Annotated in this window: 12 protein-coding genes and 1 tRNA gene; 4 read left to right on the top strand and 9 right to left on the bottom strand. The window is 68.4% G+C overall.

The window, feature by feature from the left end; translation table 11 throughout:
- Positions 1-119: 119 nt before the first annotated feature.
- The 4 genes from tig to N7L95_RS23660 form a co-directional block, all read right to left on the bottom strand.
- Positions 120-1,427, bottom strand: a complete 1,308-nt coding sequence (tig, locus tag N7L95_RS23675; protein ID WP_301257695.1) for a trigger factor — start codon at positions 1,425-1,427, stop codon at positions 120-122.
- 21 nt (positions 1,428-1,448) lie between these two features.
- Positions 1,449-1,535, bottom strand: a tRNA-Leu gene (locus tag N7L95_RS23670).
- A gap of 67 nt (positions 1,536-1,602) precedes the next feature.
- Positions 1,603-4,755 carry an efflux RND transporter permease subunit gene (locus N7L95_RS23665; protein WP_301257694.1) on the bottom strand — a complete coding sequence of 1,051 codons (3,153 nt, stop codon included), beginning with the start codon at positions 4,753-4,755 and terminating at the stop codon, positions 1,603-1,605.
- Positions 4,756-4,770: 15 nt separating this feature from the next.
- Positions 4,771-5,949 (bottom strand): efflux RND transporter periplasmic adaptor subunit, encoded by a 1,179-nt coding sequence (locus N7L95_RS23660; RefSeq protein WP_301257693.1) that lies wholly within the window; start codon positions 5,947-5,949, stop codon positions 4,771-4,773.
- Between the two features lie 278 nt (positions 5,950-6,227).
- On the opposite strand from N7L95_RS23660, the gene hpnC reads away from it, so the two are divergent.
- From hpnC to hpnE, 3 genes are read left to right on the top strand one after another with little or no spacing between them, the layout of a single operon-like run.
- Positions 6,228-7,082 carry a squalene synthase HpnC gene (gene hpnC, locus N7L95_RS23655; RefSeq protein WP_301257692.1) on the top strand — a complete coding sequence of 285 codons (855 nt, stop codon included), beginning with the start codon at positions 6,228-6,230 and terminating at the stop codon, positions 7,080-7,082.
- Positions 7,079-7,915 (top strand): presqualene diphosphate synthase HpnD, encoded by an 837-nt coding sequence (hpnD, locus tag N7L95_RS23650; protein ID WP_301257691.1) that lies wholly within the window; start codon positions 7,079-7,081, stop codon positions 7,913-7,915. The genes hpnC and hpnD overlap by 4 nt, the downstream gene beginning before the upstream one ends.
- A gap of 3 nt (positions 7,916-7,918) precedes the next feature.
- Complete coding sequence (gene hpnE, locus N7L95_RS23645; protein WP_301257690.1) at positions 7,919-9,190, top strand: hydroxysqualene dehydroxylase HpnE; 1,272 nt, start codon at positions 7,919-7,921, stop codon at positions 9,188-9,190.
- Positions 9,191-9,413: 223 nt separating this feature from the next.
- Here the strand turns inward: hpnE and N7L95_RS23640 are convergent, their stop codons facing one another.
- Positions 9,414-10,475, bottom strand: coding sequence for a TIGR03790 family protein (locus N7L95_RS23640; RefSeq protein ID WP_301257689.1), 1,062 nt, complete (start codon positions 10,473-10,475; stop codon positions 9,414-9,416).
- A 535-nt stretch (positions 10,476-11,010) separates the two neighbouring features.
- On the opposite strand from N7L95_RS23640, the gene N7L95_RS23635 reads away from it, so the two are divergent.
- Positions 11,011-11,778 carry an IclR family transcriptional regulator gene (locus N7L95_RS23635; protein ID WP_301257688.1) on the top strand — a complete coding sequence of 256 codons (768 nt, stop codon included), beginning with the start codon at positions 11,011-11,013 and terminating at the stop codon, positions 11,776-11,778.
- 88 nt (positions 11,779-11,866) lie between these two features.
- Here the strand turns inward: N7L95_RS23635 and pbpG are convergent, their stop codons facing one another.
- The 4 genes from pbpG to ilvC form a co-directional block, all read right to left on the bottom strand.
- Positions 11,867-12,997: a D-alanyl-D-alanine endopeptidase gene (gene pbpG, locus N7L95_RS23630; RefSeq protein WP_435870111.1), complete on the bottom strand. Its 1,131-nt coding sequence runs from the start codon at positions 12,995-12,997 to the stop codon at positions 11,867-11,869.
- 125 nt (positions 12,998-13,122) lie between these two features.
- Positions 13,123-14,664 (bottom strand): 2-isopropylmalate synthase, encoded by a 1,542-nt coding sequence (locus tag N7L95_RS23625; RefSeq protein ID WP_301257687.1) that lies wholly within the window; start codon positions 14,662-14,664, stop codon positions 13,123-13,125.
- A 197-nt stretch (positions 14,665-14,861) separates the two neighbouring features.
- Positions 14,862-15,689 carry a CDP-diacylglycerol--serine O-phosphatidyltransferase gene (gene pssA / locus N7L95_RS23620; RefSeq protein WP_301257686.1) on the bottom strand — a complete coding sequence of 276 codons (828 nt, stop codon included), beginning with the start codon at positions 15,687-15,689 and terminating at the stop codon, positions 14,862-14,864.
- A 233-nt stretch (positions 15,690-15,922) separates the two neighbouring features.
- Positions 15,923-16,939: a ketol-acid reductoisomerase gene (ilvC, locus tag N7L95_RS23615; protein ID WP_301257685.1), complete on the bottom strand. Its 1,017-nt coding sequence runs from the start codon at positions 16,937-16,939 to the stop codon at positions 15,923-15,925.
- Positions 16,940-16,990: the final 51 nt, after the last annotated feature.

Here is a 16,990-nt window from a genome sequence, read left to right as displayed (position 1 = left end):
CCGGTGGTTCTTGCTGGGAATCTGAGGGCGAATTATGAGGGGACAAGGGGCTGTCCCCGGAAACGAAAAGGGCGCCGGCTTGCGCCGGCGCCCCTTGCAGCATCTCAGAAAACGGGGCCTCAGGCGCCCATCAGTTCGTCGAAAGCCAGGCTCTTGTCGGTGACCTTGGCCTTGCCGAGCACGAAGTCGGTGACGTTGTTCTCCAGCACCACCGCCTCGACCTCGGCCAGGCGCTGGTTGTCGCTCAGGTACCAGCGCACCACTTCCTGCGGCTTCTCGTAGCTCTGGGCCAGCTCTTCGATGTGAGCCTTGATCTGCTCCGGCTTGGCTTGCAGCTCGTTGGCCTTGACCAGCTCGGCCACCACCAGGCCCAGACGCACGCGGCGCTCGGCCTGCGGCTGGAACACGTCGGCCGGGATCGGCGCGTTGTCGGCGTCCTTGATGCCGCGGTTCTTCAGGTCGGCGCGGGCGCCGGCCACCATGCGGTCAACCTCGTTCTGCACCAGCGACTTCGGCAGGTCCAGCTCGGCGGCCTGGCTCAGCGCTTCCATCACGGCGTTCTTGTTGCGGGCCAGCACGCGGAACTTGACTTCACGCTCCAGGTTCTTCTTGATGTCGGCGCGCAGCGCGTCCAGCGAACCCTCGGGAATGCCCAGCGACTCGGCAAACGCTTCGTTGATCTCGGGCAGCTTCTGCTCCTCGATCTTCTTCAGCGTCACCAGGAAGTCGGCTTCCTTGCCGGCCACGTCCTTGCCGTGGTAGTCGTCGGGGAACTTCAGCGGGAAGGTCTTCGATTCGCCCGTCTTCATGCCGCGCACGGCCTTCTCGAACTCTTCCAGCATGCGGCCTTCGCCGAGGATGAACTGGAAGTCTTCGGCCTTGCCGCCAGCGAAGCGCTCGCCGTCGATCTTGCCGTCGAAGTCGATCGTCACGCGGTCACCGTCGGCCGCCGGCTCGGCGGCCGGGCGCTGGGCGAAGGTGCGGCGCTGCTTGCGCAGGATCTCCAAGGTCTTGTCGATGGCGGCGTCGCTCACCTCGGTGGACACCCGCTCGATCTCGACGGCCGACAGGTCGCCGATCTTCACTTCGGGGTAGACCTCGAAGGTGGCGTCGAAGGCCATCTGGCCTTCCGGCGCGCCTTCCTTCTCGGCGATGCGCGGAGCACCGGCCACGCGCAGTTGCGCTTCGGACACGGCCTTGGCGAAAGCTTCGCCGACCTTGTCGTTCATCACCTCGTACTGCACTGCGTAGCCATGGCGCTGTGCCACCAGGCTCATCGGCACCTTGCCGGGACGGAAACCATCGGCCTTGACGGTGCGCGCCAGACGCTTCAGGCGCGACTCCACCTCGTTGTTGATGACGTCTGCCGACAGCGTCAGCGTGATCTTGCGTTCCAGTTTGTCGAGGGTTTCAACAGTCACGGCCATGGTGATCTCTCTCGTTGAGTGTGGTGCGCGGGGGGGGACTCGAACCCCCACACCATTGCTGGCGTCAGGACCTAAACCTGGTGCGTCTACCAATTTCGCCACCCGCGCGCTTTTTCTGAACATCGAAAAGGGAGCCTAGGCTCCCTTTTTTAGGTTGTACGGCGAACCGACTATTTTAGCCCGGAGCGGAGCCTTCCCGGCGAACCTCTTGCGGTTTGACGCGGAACCAGGCCGCGTACATCGCCGGCAGGGCCAGCAGCGTGAGGGCCGTCGCGACCACCAGGCCACCCATGATGGCCACCGCCATCGGGCCCCAGAACACGCTTCGCGACAGCGGGATCATGGCCAGCACCGCAGCCGCCGCGGTCAGCACGATCGGCCGGAAGCGCCGCACCGCCGATTCGACGATGGCCTCCCAGGTCGGCACGCCGCGCGCGCGCTCCTGCTCGATCTGGTCGATCAGGATCACCGAGTTGCGCATGATCATGCCCATCAGCGCGATCACGCCCAGCATCGCCACGAAGCCGAAGGGCCGCCCCAGCAGCAACAGGGCCCCGGCGACACCGGCGATGCCCATCGGCCCGGTCAGGAAGACCAGCAGCGAGCGCGAGAAGCTCTGCAGCTGCAGCATCAGCAAGGTGAAGGTCAGGAACAGCATGACCGGCACGTTGGCGAAGATCGAGCCCTGGCCCTTGCTGCTTTCCTCGGCAGTGCCGGCCAGCTCGATGTGGTAGCCCACCGGCATGCGGGCCTGCAGCTCCTGCATGCGAGGCCACAGCGCGCTGCTGATGGTGGGCCCCTGCACCCCGTCGGCCACGTCGGCCTGCACGGTCACGGCGAAATCGCGGTTCTCGCGCCACAGCACGCCCGGCTCCCAGGTGTGGCTGATGCGCGCGATCTGCGTCAGCGGGATGGAGCGGCCGCTGGCCGTGGGCAGGTAGGCGTTGCCGATGTCGGTGATGGCATCGCGCTCGTCCTTGGGCTGGCGCAGCACGATGTCGATGAGCCGGTCGCCTTCGCGGTACTGGCCGATGGTGGTGCCGGACAGGATGGTGCGCGAGGCCTGGGCGATGCTCTGGCTGCTGACGCCCAATGCACGGGCCTTGTCCTGGTCCACCTCCAGGCGCAGCACCTTGACCGATTCGTTCCAGTTGTCGTTGACCTGGCGCGCGTCGGGATGGCTGCGCATCAGGGCCTTGGCCTCGTCGGCCCACTTGCGCAGTTCCTTGATGTCCGGGCCCATCACGCGGAACTGCACCGGATACGGCACCGGCGGCCCGTTGGGCAGCAGCTTCACGCGGCCGCGCACTTCCGGGAATTCCTCAGCCAGCAGGGCCGGCAGGCGCTTGCGCAGCGCCTCGCGCTCCTCCAGGCTGGCCGGCAGCACGATGGCCTGGCTGACGTTGGTCTGAGGAAACACCTGGTCCAGCGGCAGGTAGAAGCGCGGCACGCCGCTGCCCACCCAAGTGGTCACGCTCTGCACGCCGGCTTCCTTCACCACGCGCGCCTCGAAGCGCTTGGCTACCTGTTCGGAGGCGGCGAAGCTCGCGCCCTCGGGCAGCCACAGGTCCACCAGGATCTCGGGCCGACTTGAGTCGGGGAAGAACTGCTGCTGCACCCGGCCCATGCCGACCACGCCCAGCGCGAGCGTCGCCACCGTGATGCCGATGGTGAGCCAGCGCCGCTTCACGCACCAGTTCACCACCTTGCGGAAGCGGCTGTAGAACGGGGTGTCGAACAACTCGTGCGCCTGGCCCGGCTCGCGCGCATGCGTCTTCAGCAGCAGCGCGCCGATGTAGGGAACGAAGTAGACCGACACCAGCCACGAGATCAGCAGCGCAGCGGTGGTCACGGCGAAGATGGCGAAGGTGTACTCGCCAACCGTGGACTTGGCCATGCCGATCGGCAGGAAGCCCACCGCGGTGATCAGCGTGCCGGTCAGCATGGGCATGGCGGTGACATCGTAGGCGAAGGTGGCGGCACGCATCTTGTCGTAGCCCTCCTCCAGCTTGCGCACCATCATCTCGACCGCGATGATCGCGTCGTCCACCAGCAGGCCGAGCGCGATGATGAGCGCGCCGAGCGAGATCTTGTGCAGGCCCACGCCCCAGTACAGCATGGTGACGAAGGTGATGGCCAACACCAGCGGGATGGTGATGGCCACCACCAAGCCGGGCCACACATCGATGCGCAGCGGCCGGGTGTGCAGGCCCAGGCTGATGAAGCTGACCGCCAGCACCACCACCACCGCCTCGACCAGCACCTTGACGAATTCGCCCACCGAGCGCGTGACCGCCGCCGGCTGGTCCTGCACCTGGCTCATCTCGATGCCGGCCGGCAGGTCCTGGCGGATCTGGCCCACCGCCGCGTTCAGCCGCTCACCGAGCCGGATGATGTCGCCGCCCTTGGCCATGGAGATGCCGAGGGCGATGACTTCCTTGCCCTGGTGCCTCACCTTGACCTGCGGCGGATCGACATAGGCGCGCCGGATCTCGGCGATGTCACCCAGCCGCAACGTGCTCGAGGCGCCGGTGGCCGGGTTGGATGCGCGGATCGGAAAGGCTCGCAGGTCTTCCACCGAGCCGAACTGGCCGCCGATGCGCACCTGCAGGTTGTCGCTGCCCGCCTGCAGCACGCCACCGCCCTCGACCGCGTTCTGTGCGCCGAGCTGGCTGATCACCTGGTTGAAGTCGATGCCCAGCTGGGCCAGCCGGCGTTGCGAGATCTCGACGAAGAGCTTCTCGTCCTGCACGCCAAAGAACTCGACCTTGGCGACGTCGGGCACCTTCAGCAGGCGCTGGCGCACCCGGTCGGCATGCTGGCGCAGCTCCTCATAGCTGAAGCCGTCGGCCGACAGTGCGTAGATGGAGCCGAACACATCACCGAATTCGTCGTTGAAGAACGGCCCGACCACGCCCTGTGGCAGCGTGGAGCGCATGTCGCCGATCTTCTTGCGCGCCTGGTACCAGACATTGCTGACTTCCTTGGGCGGCGAGGAGTCCTTCAGCTGGAAGATGATCAGGGCCTCGCCGGGCTTGGCGTAGCTGCGGATCTTGTCGGCATAGGGCACCTCCTGCAGTGTCTTCTCGATCTTGTCGGAGACCTGCTGGGCCATCTGCTCCGCGGTGGCGCCGGGCCAGTAGGCCCGCACGACCATGGCGCGGAAGGTGAAGGGCGGGTCTTCGTCCTGCCCCAGCTGGAAATAGGCGGCGACGCCGAGCACCACGAGCACCACCATCAGGTAGCGCGTCAGTGCCGGGTGTTCCAGTGCCCAGCGGGAGATGTTGAAACGGCCGGTGGCCTTGGACAGGTCTTGTGGTTCTTGCACGTCCGTCCCCGCCGCTCAGTGGCCTTGCCGTGCGGCGTCCTGCCGCGTCAGGGCGACGTCCGGGCCGCTGCCGGCCGCACCACCGGTGGCGCCGGCACTGGTGCTGCCGGGCTCCTGGTAGAGCTTGACCTTCTGCCCGGCCGTCAGCACATGCACGCCGGCGGTCACCACCGTCTGCCCGGGCTGCAAGCCGCCGCCGATCAGCACTTCGTTGCCGTCGGCACCGGCGACGCGCACCGGCTGCGCCTTCACCGTCATGGTCTGCCGGTCGAGCACCCAGACGGAGCTGCCCTGCGCATCCTCCCGCAAGGCCGACAGCGGCAGCTTGGTGCCACCCGCTTCCTGCGGCAGCTGCACCTGCACGGTGGCGGTCTGACCGAGCTTGACCTCCGGTCGTCCGATGTCGGCCTTGACGAGATAGGTGCGCGTGACCGGGTCGGCCGCCGCCGCCAGCTCGCGGATCTTGGCGGGCAGCGGCTGACGCGCGTCGTCGCTCCACAGCCGCACCTGCAGCACCGCATCCTGCCGCGCCAGCTGCTTGAACAAGGCGATCTTGTCTTCAGGCACCGAGAACACGACGTCGCGGGGGCCATCGTGGGCCAGCCGCAGCACCGGCGTGCCGGCAGCCACGACGGCGCCGGGCTCCGCCTCCACCGCGGTGACCACGCCGCTCGCATCGGCCACCAGCGAGGTGTAGGCCGTCTGGTTGCCCTGCGCGCTCGCCTGCGCCAGCGCCTGCTGGTGCTGCGCGCGGGCCGACTTGAGCGCGGTGTCGCGCCGCTCCAGCTCGGCCGAGCTGATGAAGCCCTGGTCGCGCAGCTCCTTGAAGCGCTTGTAGTCGGCCTCGGCCTGGTCCAGCGTGGCCTGCGCCGCCGACAGGCCGGCTCGCGCCGCCTCCTGGCTCAGCCGCAGGTCCTGCGGGTCGAGCTGGGCCAGCACCTGGCCACTCTTGACCGCGTCGCCCAGGTCGACCGCGCGGCGCACCATCTTGCCGGCCACCCGGAAGCCCAGGCGCGACTCGGTGCGGGCGCGCACTTCCGCCGCGTATTCCAGCGTGGCTGCCGCGCTGGCTGGGGCGACCGTCATCGTGCGCACCGAGCGAATCGGCTCGGGCGTGGGCGCTGGCTTGGAGCAGGCGGCCAGCGCCAAGGCCAGGCCGAGCGGAACAAGAAGGGAGGGCTGAAGGGTGCGCATGCAAGTCCTAGCGAATGTGCAGGCCCTGCTCTCGCTGCAGCGCGTGCGGGCCGCGTGCGCCATTTAATATATGCAGGACCTGATTAACTGACTGACCGGTCAGTAATGTATGAAGCTTTTGAGGTGGTGTCAAACGGCACAGGCGGGACACCGTCGAGCGCCCGGCGCGACGAGCCGACCGTGCACCGCCCCTCGTGCAGTGGCGGCAGGGCGGCGGTCGGCGCCGCAGAAGCGGGGCATGCGGGCAGCGTCCCCTGGAAAGAGGACAATGCCGGCCCGTGAGCGTCAACCACTACGAAAACTTCCCCGTCGCCTCGGCCCTGTGTCCGCCTCACCTGCGGCCCGCCGTCACCGCGATCTACTGGTATGCCCGCACTGCCGATGACCTGGCCGACGAAGGCCAGCGCAGCACCGCGGAACGCCTGGCCGACCTGGCGGCCTACCGGGTCGAGCTGGCCCGCATGCTGGCGCAGGAGGCGCCAAGCTCGCGCTGGCGCGAGGTGTTCGAGCCGCTCGGCCGGGTGCAGCGGCAGTTCGGACTGCCGCCTGCCCTGCTCGAAGACCTGCTGAGCGCGTTCGAGCAGGACGTCGTCAAGCACCGCTACCTGCACCGCGAGGAACTGCTGGACTACTGCCGCCGTTCGGCCAACCCGATCGGCCGCCTGCTGCTGCACCTGTACGGCGTTGGCGACGACACCTCGCTGGCGCAGTCCGATGCCATCTGCACCTCGCTGCAGCTGATCAACTTCTGGCAGGACCTGAGCATCGACACCACCCGGGACCGGCTCTACATCCCGCTGGAGGACTGCCGCCACCACCAGGTGCCGGCCGCCTCGTTGCTGGCCCAGCAGGAGACACCGGCCACCCGGGCGCTGGTGCGCTCGATGGTCCGCTGGGCGCAGGAGCTGATGTGGCAGGGCGGGCCGCTGGCGCGGCGCCTGCCGGGGCGCTTCGGCTGGGAGTTGCGCCTGGTGGTCCAGGGCGGCCTGCGGATTCTTGAGAAAATCGAGCGACTGGACTGCGGCACCCTGCACCAGCGCCCGGTGCTGCGCGCCTGGGACGCGCCGCCGACGCTGTGGCGCGCCCTCCTCGGGCGGGTGCCGCGTCCCCCTCAAACCGAGCCGTCGACATGACTCCAGAACAATACGTACAGAACAAGGCGGCCGCCAGCGGGTCCAGCTTCTACTACGCCTTCCTCTTCCTGCCGCCGCCGCGGCGGGCCGCCATCACTGCCTTCTATGCCTTCTGCCGTGAGGTGGACGACGTGGTGGACGAGGTCTCCGACCCCCATGTGGCCCAGACCAAGCTGCTCTGGTGGCGTAAGGAAGTGCAGCAGGCCTTTGCCGGCCAGCCAAGCCATCCAGTGATGCAGGCGCTGATGCCGCTGGCGGCCGAATACGGCATCACCGCCGCCCACCTGCAGGCGGTGGTCGATGGCTGCCAGATGGACCTGGAGCAGACCCGCTACCTCGACTTCGCCGGCCTGCAGAAATACTGCCACCTGGTGGCGGGGGTGGTCGGCGAGGTGGCCTCGGGCATCTTCGGCCGCACCGAACCCGCCACGGTGCAGTACGCGCACCAGCTCGGCCTGGCGCTGCAGCTCACCAACATCATCCGCGACGTCGGCGACGACGCGCGGCGCGGCCGCATCTACCTGCCGGTGAGCGAGCTGCAGCAGTTCGACGTGAAGGCGCACGAGGTGCTCAACCGCGGCTACAGCGATCGCTTCACCGCGCTGATGAAGTTCCAGGCCGAGCGGGCCCACCGCTGCTACGACGAAGCGCTGGCGCTGCTGCCCGAGGCAGACCGCCGGGCGCAGAAGCCTGGGCTGATGATGGCCAACATCTACCGCACCCTGCTGCGCGAGATCGAGTCCGAGAACTTCCAGGTGCTGCACCAGCGCATCTCGCTGACGCCCTTGCGCAAGCTGTGGATCGCCTGGCGCACCCAGTGGCGGGGGCGCTGAGGCGTGGCGCGCCGGGTGGCGGTGATCGGCGGCGGCTGGGCGGGCTGCGCCGCCGCGGTGCAGTGCATCGACCAGGGCCATGACGTCACGCTGTTCGAGATGGCCAGGCAACTGGGCGGGCGCGCACGCCGCGTCGAGGTGGAGGGTTTTCCGCTCGACAACGGCCAGCACATCCTGATCGGTGCCTACACCGAGAGCCTGCGGCTGATGCGGCAGGTCGGCGTGAAGACGACGCTCGCGCTGCTGCGCGAGCCGCTGCGGCTGGTCTACCCCGATGGCAGCGGCCTGATGCTGCGGCCCGGCCCGCCCTTGCTCGCCTTCGCGGGCGCGGTGCTGCACCAGTCGGCCTGGCGCTGGTCGGAGCGGTGTGCCTTGCTCGCAGCCAGCTTGCGGTGGGCGCTGGCCGGTTTCCGCTGCGCACCGCAGCTGACCGTGGCGGCTCTGTGCCGGCAGCTGCCGCAGCGCCTGCGCGACGACCTGATCGACCCGCTGTGCGTGGCGGCGCTCAACACGCCGGCCGAGCAGGCCAGCGCGGCCGTCTTCCTGCGCGTGCTGAAGGACGCCCTGTTTTCCGGTCCGGGGTCGTCCGACCTGTTGCTGCCGCGCGTTGACCTCAGCCGGCTGTTTCCCGATGCAGCCGGGCAATGGCTGCTGGATGCCGGCGCCCGGGTCCAGCTGGGGCACCGGGTGCTGCAGCTGGCGCCGGCTGGCGCCGGTTGGCAGGTTGGCGACGAGGCCTTCGACGGGGTCATCCTCGCCTGCTCGCCCATCGAGGCGGCCCGGCTGGCCCGGCCGCTCGCTGCCGGCTGGGCCAACGGTGCAGATGCCCTGCCCTTCGAGCCCATCATCACGGTCTATGCCCGTGGCAGCGGGGTGCGGCTGCCCGCGCCGATGCTGGCCTTGCATGCCGGCCCGCAGGCACCGGCCCAGTTCGTCTTCGACCACGGCCAGCTCGACGGGCCGCAGGGTTTGCTGGCCTTCGTGGTGAGTGGCGCCCGTCCGTGGGCCGAGCGCGGCCTCGCCGCCACCGGCGAAGCGGTGCTCGCGCAGGCCGACGCCACGCTGGGCCGCTTCTTCCGCCCGCCGCTGCGGCTGGTGCGCACGATGATTGAAAAACGCGCGACATTCGTCTGCCAGCCGGGCCTGCAACGGCCACAGCCCCGCCTGGCGCCACGCTTGTGGGCGGCCGGCGACTATGTCGAGGGCCCTTATCCGGCCACGCTGGAAGGTGCGGTGCGGTCGGGCGTGCAGGCAGCGCGGGGCCTGTTCGACTGAGTGGCCGGCAGGCCGGCGGCGATCGGCAGCACGGCGATCCGGTGATCTGGTGATCCGGTGATCCGGTGATCCGGCGTCGCGTCGCCACTTCGACTGCGACCGCTCGTGCCGGTCTCGGTGCTGCTGCCCGTGCCGTGCTGGCGCTGCGGCTACGCAAGGAAAGGGAAACGCAAGGCGACCGCCGGCATCGAAGGCCACGGCGGGCCCGGGCCCGCTGCTCCTGCTAGCGACGCGCGAAGGGCGCGGCCAGCGGCTCGCCGACAAACACGCCCTGCTGCGGCCAGGCCACGCTTTTCCAGTAGGCCTCCACCGCGCTGCTGCCCTGCAGGTAGTGCAGCAGCAGCAGCTGTGGATGCGGGAACTTCTGCAGGTGGTTGCAGGGTTCGCTGACGGTGCCGTAGCTGGCGGTGGCTCCGGCCTGCAGCCAGCTGAGCGCGCTCATCTGCGTGCGCCCGTCGTCCAGCCTGCCACCGTAGGAGGTCAGGTGGTCGGCCAGCGCGCCAGGCAGGAAGTCCACCTCGTCAAGATGAGGCACGCGCACCGCGCCGGTCAGGTACAGCAGCACCCGCTGGGGTGAACGCGGCGCCTCTGCCTCCTGGGCGTGCACCACCACGCCGAACGGGGTCAGCGGCCCGTCCGGCGGAAACAGCCGCGTCCGCACCGACCGCGCGGCATCCGCCGTGGCGACGAAGTGAACATGGGCCGGCGGCGCCCCGCGCAGGCCGAGGCTGCGGTCGGCCGCCACACCGCGCTCGATCATCGCCTTGGCCGCCTCGACACTCGAGGAGGCCAGCAGCATGGACGGGCGCAGCCGCAGCTCGCTCCAGGGGCGGGCCGTCGGCGTGTTCAGGTAGGGCGAGGCACGCGCCGGTGCAGCACAGCTGTTGCGGCACAGGCCGGCGTCATAGCCCAGCGCCAGCGCGCCGGTGATCGAGTTGCAGTTCACCGCGTAGGGCTGCGTCCAGGCCAAGGCCAGCGCCTCGGGCTGGAAGCCGCCTTCAGCATCGAAGTGCTCGTGGATCTGGGCCGCCAGCGCCTCGAACTCGTCGACGCCCAGCACGGCCTTGACCGGCAGCCGCAGTCGCAACACCTGCTGCGGCTGCAGCCCGCGCGCCCGGGCATAGAACTCGCCGACCTGGACCGAGTACGGATCGGCGGTATTGATCACCAGGCCCAGCTGCGCAGCCGTGAGCCGCCCCCGGTTGCGCGCCACCCGCGTCCATTGCCGCGGCTGCGCCGCAGCGGCGGACAAGGCCTGCGCAGCTCGGGCCAGCGCCGGGGACATCGGCTCCGCAGCTGGCCCCGACGGCGCCACGCCGCCGGGCGCCGTCGTACCGGCGGTGCTGCCTGGCGGTGCGGTGTGCGGGCCTGGCGTCGACGCGCTGGCGGCGGCCGGCCCAGTGGCATGGCTGGCCGCTGCAGAAGCAGCGCCTGCAGCCTCTTCAGCCCCGGATGCCGGGCCCGTCGCGTGCGCCTGCTGCGCTGCGGCCACCAGCGCCAGCACGAGGGCCAGGTGCCAGGCCCACCTGAAGCCAAAAGCCGCCCGGTCCGCCGAGCCACGACCCTGGCCTCCGGCGGCGCCAGCGCGCCGCCGCGCCTGCGCCATGGTGCCCGCGCTCAACAGGGTGCATTGGCGGCCGGCCGCCGTTGCGCCGCACACGGAGGGGATCCGGCGGCTGCCGCCCAGCCCCGCCCTGCCGGCGCGCCACAGGATGAAAACGCCTCGAGTCATGGCCGGCGATTATCTTCACCGCTGCCGCAATTGACACCTACGTTTTCGCCATGTAAAAAACGGGCCTGATTGGGCGAGAATCGTTCCTATGAAAAAGACCGAGGGAAGCACCCCGACCATCCAGGTGCTGGAGCGCATGTTCTCCCTGCTGGACGTGCTGGCCGCGCACCAGGACCCGGTGTCGCTCAAGGACATCAGCGAGCAGACCGGCCTGCACCCGTCGACGGCCCACCGCATCCTCAACGACCTGGCGGTCGGCCGCTACGTTGACCGGCCGGAGGCCGGCAGCTATCGGCTGGGCATGCGACTGCTGGAGCTCGGCAACCTGGTGAAGGCGCGGCTCGATGTGCGCGACGCGGCGCTCGGTCCGATGCGCGAGCTGCACAAGCTGACCCACCAGCCGGTCAACCTCTCGGTACGCCAGGGCGACGAGATCGTCTACATCGAACGCACCTACAGCGAACGCTCCGGCATGCAGGTGGTGCGGGCAGTGGGCGGCCGGGCACCGCTGCACCTGACCTCGGTGGGCAAGCTCTTCCTGGCCAATGACGACCCCCAGCGGGTGCGTGCCTACGCCACCCGCACCGGCCTGTCGGGCCACACCCGCAACAGCATCACCGAGTTGAGCGCGCTGGAGCGGGAGCTGTCCCGCGTCAAGCAGTACGGCACCGCCCGCGACAACGAGGAACTGGAGCTGGGCGTGCGCTGCATGGCGGCCGGCATCCGCGACGACCAGGGCAAGCTGGTGGCCGGCCTGTCGATCTCGGCCCCGGCCGACCGGCTGGAGGAAAGCTGGATGGAGCGGCTGACGGCCACCGCTGCGCAGATTTCGGCAGCGCTCGGTCACCGCGGCTGAAGTCGGCCGCCCTCGCCACGCCCATGAAAAAGCCCGGCAAAGCCGGGCTGCGTCTGAATCTCGACGGGCGCCGCAGGCGCCCTTGCCCTCAGGACGTGACGCGCGGCGTGTGCGGCGTCGCCGGCGTGCCCGGCGCGATGACCGGGGCGACGAACTCTTCCAGCAGCCACTTGCGCACGCGCTCCGCGTCGCCAATGCGCGAATAGCGGCCGCTCGAATCCAGGAACACCATGATGAGTTTGCGGCCGCCCATGTAGGCCTGCATCACCAGGCAGCGGCCGGCCTCGGCGATGTAGCCGGTCTTCTGCAGGCCGATCTGCCAGGCCGGATTGAACACCAACCCATTGGTGTTGCGGTATTGCAGGTGGCGGCTGCCGACTGCCACTTCGTATTCCGGCGAGGTCGAGAGCTCGCGGATCAGCGGGTATTCATGGGCCACCTTGACCAGCGTGGCCAGGTCGCGGGCGCTGGACTGGTTGCGGCTGGACAGGCCGGTCGGCTCGACATAGCGCGTGTCGGCCATGCCGATTTCGGCGGCCTTGCGGTTCATCGCAGCCACGGCAGCCTGCAGGCCGCCGGGATAGTGCCGGCCGAGCGCGTTGGCCGCCCGGTTTTCCGAGCTCATCAGCGCCAGGTGCAGCATCTCGCCGCGGGTCAGCTGGGTGCCGGGCAACAGGCGGGAGCTGCTGCCCTTCTCGGTGTCGACGTCTTCCTCGGTGATGGTCAGCACCTCGTCGAGCGGCTGATGCGCTTCGACGACCACCAAAGCCGTCATCAGCTTGGTGATGGAGGCGATCGGCAGCACCGCCTGGGAGTTCTTGCTAAACAGCACCTCGTCGGTGTCCTGGTCCAGCACCAATGCGACGCTGGACTTCAGCTCCAGCGGGTCGAGGGTTTCATGCAGGCCGTAGACCTGCCCGTAGGACAGGCGCGGCGCCGGCAACACCACCGCGGCCCGCCGCGGCGCGGCGACCGATTTGGCCGCCAGCCGGCTCTTGGCGACCGAGGCGCGGGCACTCTGGATGCGTGCCTTGGCACGCGCCGTGCGCGCCTCCTGTACCGGCCGCTTGGCCACCGCCTTGCGGGCCGACGTGGCGGCGGCCCGTTTCCCTTCGGCTTTCTTGGCGGCCAGCGCGCCTCCTTGAAGTCCGCCCAGAAGCAGGCAGCCGGCCATCACGGAGACCGCCAGACGAGAACCCAACAGCTTGCGTAACGACAACACGGCAACCTCCAACAGCCAGGCAAAACGAGTGTATGTGATCAGAAAAAGGCGCGCAAGATCAAACGCTTAGGCACCCTTCCTCAAGTCACAACTCAGGCCGCCGGTGCCGGCCGCCCTCGCCTTCAGCCCTGGGCGGCGACGCGCTCCGACTTGCTGTGCAGCTTATTCAGCGCGGCCAGGTAGGCTTTGGCCGAAGCGACGACGATGTCCGGATCGGCCCCGACGCCGTTCACCACTCGGCCGCCCAGCTGCAGGCGGATCGTGACTTCACCCTGAGATTCTGTGCTGCCGGAGGTGATGGCATTCACCGAATACAGCAACATTTCGGCACCACTTTGCACCTTGGTTTCGATCGCCTTGACGCTTGCGTCCACCGGGCCGTTCCCCACGCTCTCGGCGCGGAACTCCTGGTCGCCGGCGGCGAAGACCACCTTGGCATGCGGGCGTTCGCCCATTTCGGAGCTCTGCGACAGCGCCAGCAGGCGGTAGTGCTCCTGCTCGCTGGTCACGCTCTCGTCGGCCACCAGGGCAATGATGTCCTCGTCGAAGATCTCGCTCTTGCGGTCGGCCAGGTCCTTGAACCGGGCGAAGGCGGCGTTCACCTCGGTCTCGGAGTCGAGCGTGATGCCCAGCTCCTGCAGCCGCTGCTTGAAGGCGTTGCGGCCCGACAGCTTGCCCAGCACGATCTTGTTGGCGGACCAGCCGACATCTTCGGCCCGCATGATTTCGTAGGTGTCGCGCGCTTTCAGCACACCGTCCTGGTGGATGCCGGAGGCATGGGCGAACGCATTCGCGCCGACCACCGCCTTGTTGGGCTGCACCACGAAGCCGGTGGTCTGGGACACCAGGCGGGAGGCGGGCACGATCTGGCTGGTGTCGATGCCCAGCTGCAGCCCGAAGTAGTCGCGCCGCGTGCGCACCGCCATCACCACCTCTTCGAGCGAGCAGTTGCCGGCGCGCTCGCCCAGGCCGTTGATGGTGCATTCCACCTGGCGCGCGCCGCCGATCTGCACGCCGGCCAGCGAATTGGCCACCGCCATGCCGAGGTCGTTGTGGCAATGCACCGACCAGACCGCCTTGTCCGAATTCGGAATGCGCTCGCGCAGCGTCTTGATGAAGTTGCCGTACAGCTCAGGCACCGCATAGCCGACGGTGTCGGGAATGTTGATGGTGGTGGCGCCTTCGTCGATCACTGCCTCCAGCACCCGGCACAGGAAGTCGATCTCCGAGCGGTAGCCGTCTTCTGGCGAAAACTCGATGTCGCCCACCAGGTTGCGCGCGAAGCGCACCGACTGCCTGGCCTGCTCGAACACCTGGTCCGGTGTCATGCGCAGCTTCTTCTCCATGTGCAGCGGGCTGGTCGCGATGAAGGTGTGGATGCGCGCCCGGGCAGCGCCTTGCAGCGCTTCGGCCGCGCGCGAGATGTCGCGGTCGTTGGCGCGCGCCAGCGAGCAGACGGTGGATTCCTTGATGATGTCGGCGATGGCCTTCACCGCCTCGAAGTCGCCGTTGGAGGAGGCAGCGAAGCCGGCCTCGATCACGTCCACCCGCAGGCGCTCCAGTTGCCGGGCGATGCGCAGCTTCTCGTCCTTCGTCATCGAGGCGCCGGGCGATTGCTCGCCGTCACGCAGGGTCGTGTCGAAAATGATCAGCTTGTCGGCCATGGTGGTCTCCGCGGGATGATTGCCGTCGACTCTGTGGTCGACCGTGACGAAAACGAAAACGGCCCGCGAGCTGGGAGCTGGCGGGCCGTGGACGATGAAACTCTCAGACGTGTGCCATCAACGTGCCCGTGACACTCCTGCTAGCAGTAGCGCGAAGGGGGCGATGTGCGTCGTCATGAAGCCAATATATCACGTGTTCATTGATGCAAGCCTTTTTCATCCGGCTCGTCGGTGGACACGGCAATCACGCTCACCGGCCGGCCCTTGGCCTTGCGGATGGCATAGACGATGTAGCCCGATGCGCCGTACGCGAGGAACAGGCCGAACAGCACCAGCGGCGGGTGATAGGCGATCACCGCGAAGCCAAGCGCAATCGCGACGATGGCGATGAAGGGCACCGAGCGCTTGAAGCTCACGTCCTTGAAGCTGTAGAACGGCACGTTGGTGACCATCGTCAGGCCGGCATACAAGGTCACCGCAAAGGCCGTCCAGCGCAGCCATTCGATCTGCTCGACATTGCGGTAGCCCAGGTCGTCCATCACCCAGATCAGGCCGGTCACGAGTGCCGCGGCGGCCGGGCTGGGCAGGCCCTGGAAGAAGCGCTTGTCGACCACCGCGATGTTGGTGTTGAAGCGCGCCAGCCGCAGCGCCGCGCCGGCGCAGTAGACGAAAGCCGCCAGCCAGCCCAGCTTGTTCAGTCCCTGCAGCGCCCATTCATAGACGATGAGTGCCGGCGCGGCACCGAAGGACACCATGTCGGACAGGCTGTCCATCTGCTCGCCGAAGGCGCTCTGGGTGTTCGTCATGCGGGCGACGCGGCCATCCAGGCTGTCGAGCACCATGGCGCAGAAGACGCCGATGGCGGCCTGCTCGAAGCGGCCGTTCATCGCCATCACCACCGCGTAGAAGCCGCCGAACAGCGCTGCGAGCGTGAACAGGTTGGGCAGGATGTAGATCCCCTTGCGGCGCGGGCGCAGGACCACCTCGGGAGTGGGCGTCAGGTCGGGGTCGGGCAGGTCGTTCATGTCTTTCGAAAGCGTCGCGGGTGGAAGCCGGGCGATGCGGCCGGCGCCGGCAGGCAGTTCGCCGGCCATGGCAGCGCAGCTCAGGCCGCCCGATGGGCCGCCCCTGCACGCGGCGTGCCGGATGGGCCGCCCGGCGCGAGCGGCGCGGGCGGCGATGCATGGGCGCGAGAATACATCAGCCGCCAATGAAAAAGCCGCGAGCACGCTCGCGGCCTGTCGCGGAAGACGCTTGATCAGTTCTTGGACTGGTCGACCAGGCGGTTCTTCTTGATCCACGGCATCATCGCGCGCAGCTGCTCGCCGACCACCTCGATCGGGTGCTCGGCATTCAGGCGACGGCGCGAGATCAGGGTCGGCGCACCGGCCTTGTTCTCCAGGATGAAGCTCTTGGCGTACTCGCCGGTCTGGATGTCCTTGAGCGCCTGGCGCATGGCGTTCTTGGTGGCTTCGGTCACCACGCGCGGGCCGGTGACGTACTCACCGTACTCCGCGTTGTTGGAGATCGAGTAGTTCATGTTCGCGATGCCGCCTTCGTAGATCAGGTCCACGATGAGCTTCAGCTCGTGCAGGCATTCGAAGTAGGCCATCTCGGGCGCGTAGCCGGCTTCCACCAGCGTCTCGAAACCGGCCTTGATCAGCTCGACGGCGCCGCCGCACAGCACGGCCTGCTCGCCGAACAGGTCGGTCTCGGTCTCTTCGCGGAAGTTGGTCTCGATCACGCCGGCCTTGCCGCCGCCGTTGGCCGCCGCATAGCTCAGCGCCAGGTCACGCGCCTTGCCGGTCTTGTCGGCATGCACCGCGATCAGGTGCGGCACGCCGCCGCCCTGGGTGTAGGTGGAGCGCACGGTGTGGCCCGGGGCCTTGGGCGCGACCATCCAGACGTCCAGGTCGGCACGCGGGATCACCTGACCGTAGTGCACGTTGAAGCCGTGCGCGAAGGCCAGCGAGGCACCCTGCTTGATGTGCGGCTCGACTTCTTGCTGGTAGACGGCGGCGATCTGCTCGTCGGGCAGCAGCATCATCACGACGTCGGCGGACTTCACCGCCTCGGCGATCTCGGCCACCTTCATGCCGGCCTTCTCGGCCTTGGCCCAGGATGCGCCGCCGCGGCGCAGTGCCACGGTGACCTTGACGCCGCTGTCGGTCAGGTTCTGCGCGTGGGCATGGCCTTGGGAGCCGTAGCCGATGATGACCACGTTCTTGCCCTTGATGAGGCTCAGATCGGCGTCCTTGTCGTAATAGACCTTCATTTCTCTATCTCCAAAATATTCCCGTGAACAGGTGACCGAGCGACCGCGTGA

It is taken from the genome of Eleftheria terrae, from assembly GCF_030419005.1.
Classification (GTDB): Bacteria; Pseudomonadota; Gammaproteobacteria; order Burkholderiales; family Burkholderiaceae_C; genus Caldimonas; species Caldimonas terrae.
The sequence above is the reverse complement of the archived record's forward strand: the minus strand, read 5'-3'. Positions and strand labels throughout refer to the sequence as shown.

Excerpts from the sequence above, each read along its gene's own strand:
- tig (WP_301257695.1), bottom strand. The coding sequence starts at position 1,427 with ATGGCCGTGACTGTTGAAACCCTCGACAAACTGGAACGCAAGATCACG.
- N7L95_RS23660 (WP_301257693.1), bottom strand. The coding sequence starts at position 5,949 with ATGCGCACCCTTCAGCCCTCCCTTCTTGTTCCGCTCGGCCTGGCCTTG.
- hpnD (WP_301257691.1), top strand. The coding sequence starts at position 7,079 with ATGACTCCAGAACAATACGTACAGAACAAGGCGGCCGCCAGCGGGTCC.
- N7L95_RS23640 (WP_301257689.1), bottom strand. The coding sequence starts at position 10,475 with ATGTCCCCGGCGCTGGCCCGAGCTGCGCAGGCCTTGTCCGCCGCTGCG.
- N7L95_RS23635 (WP_301257688.1), top strand. The coding sequence starts at position 11,011 with ATGAAAAAGACCGAGGGAAGCACCCCGACCATCCAGGTGCTGGAGCGC.
- N7L95_RS23625 (WP_301257687.1), bottom strand. The coding sequence starts at position 14,664 with ATGGCCGACAAGCTGATCATTTTCGACACGACCCTGCGTGACGGCGAG.
- pssA (WP_301257686.1), bottom strand. The coding sequence starts at position 15,689 with ATGAACGACCTGCCCGACCCCGACCTGACGCCCACTCCCGAGGTGGTC.
- ilvC (WP_301257685.1), bottom strand. The coding sequence starts at position 16,939 with ATGAAGGTCTATTACGACAAGGACGCCGATCTGAGCCTCATCAAGGGC.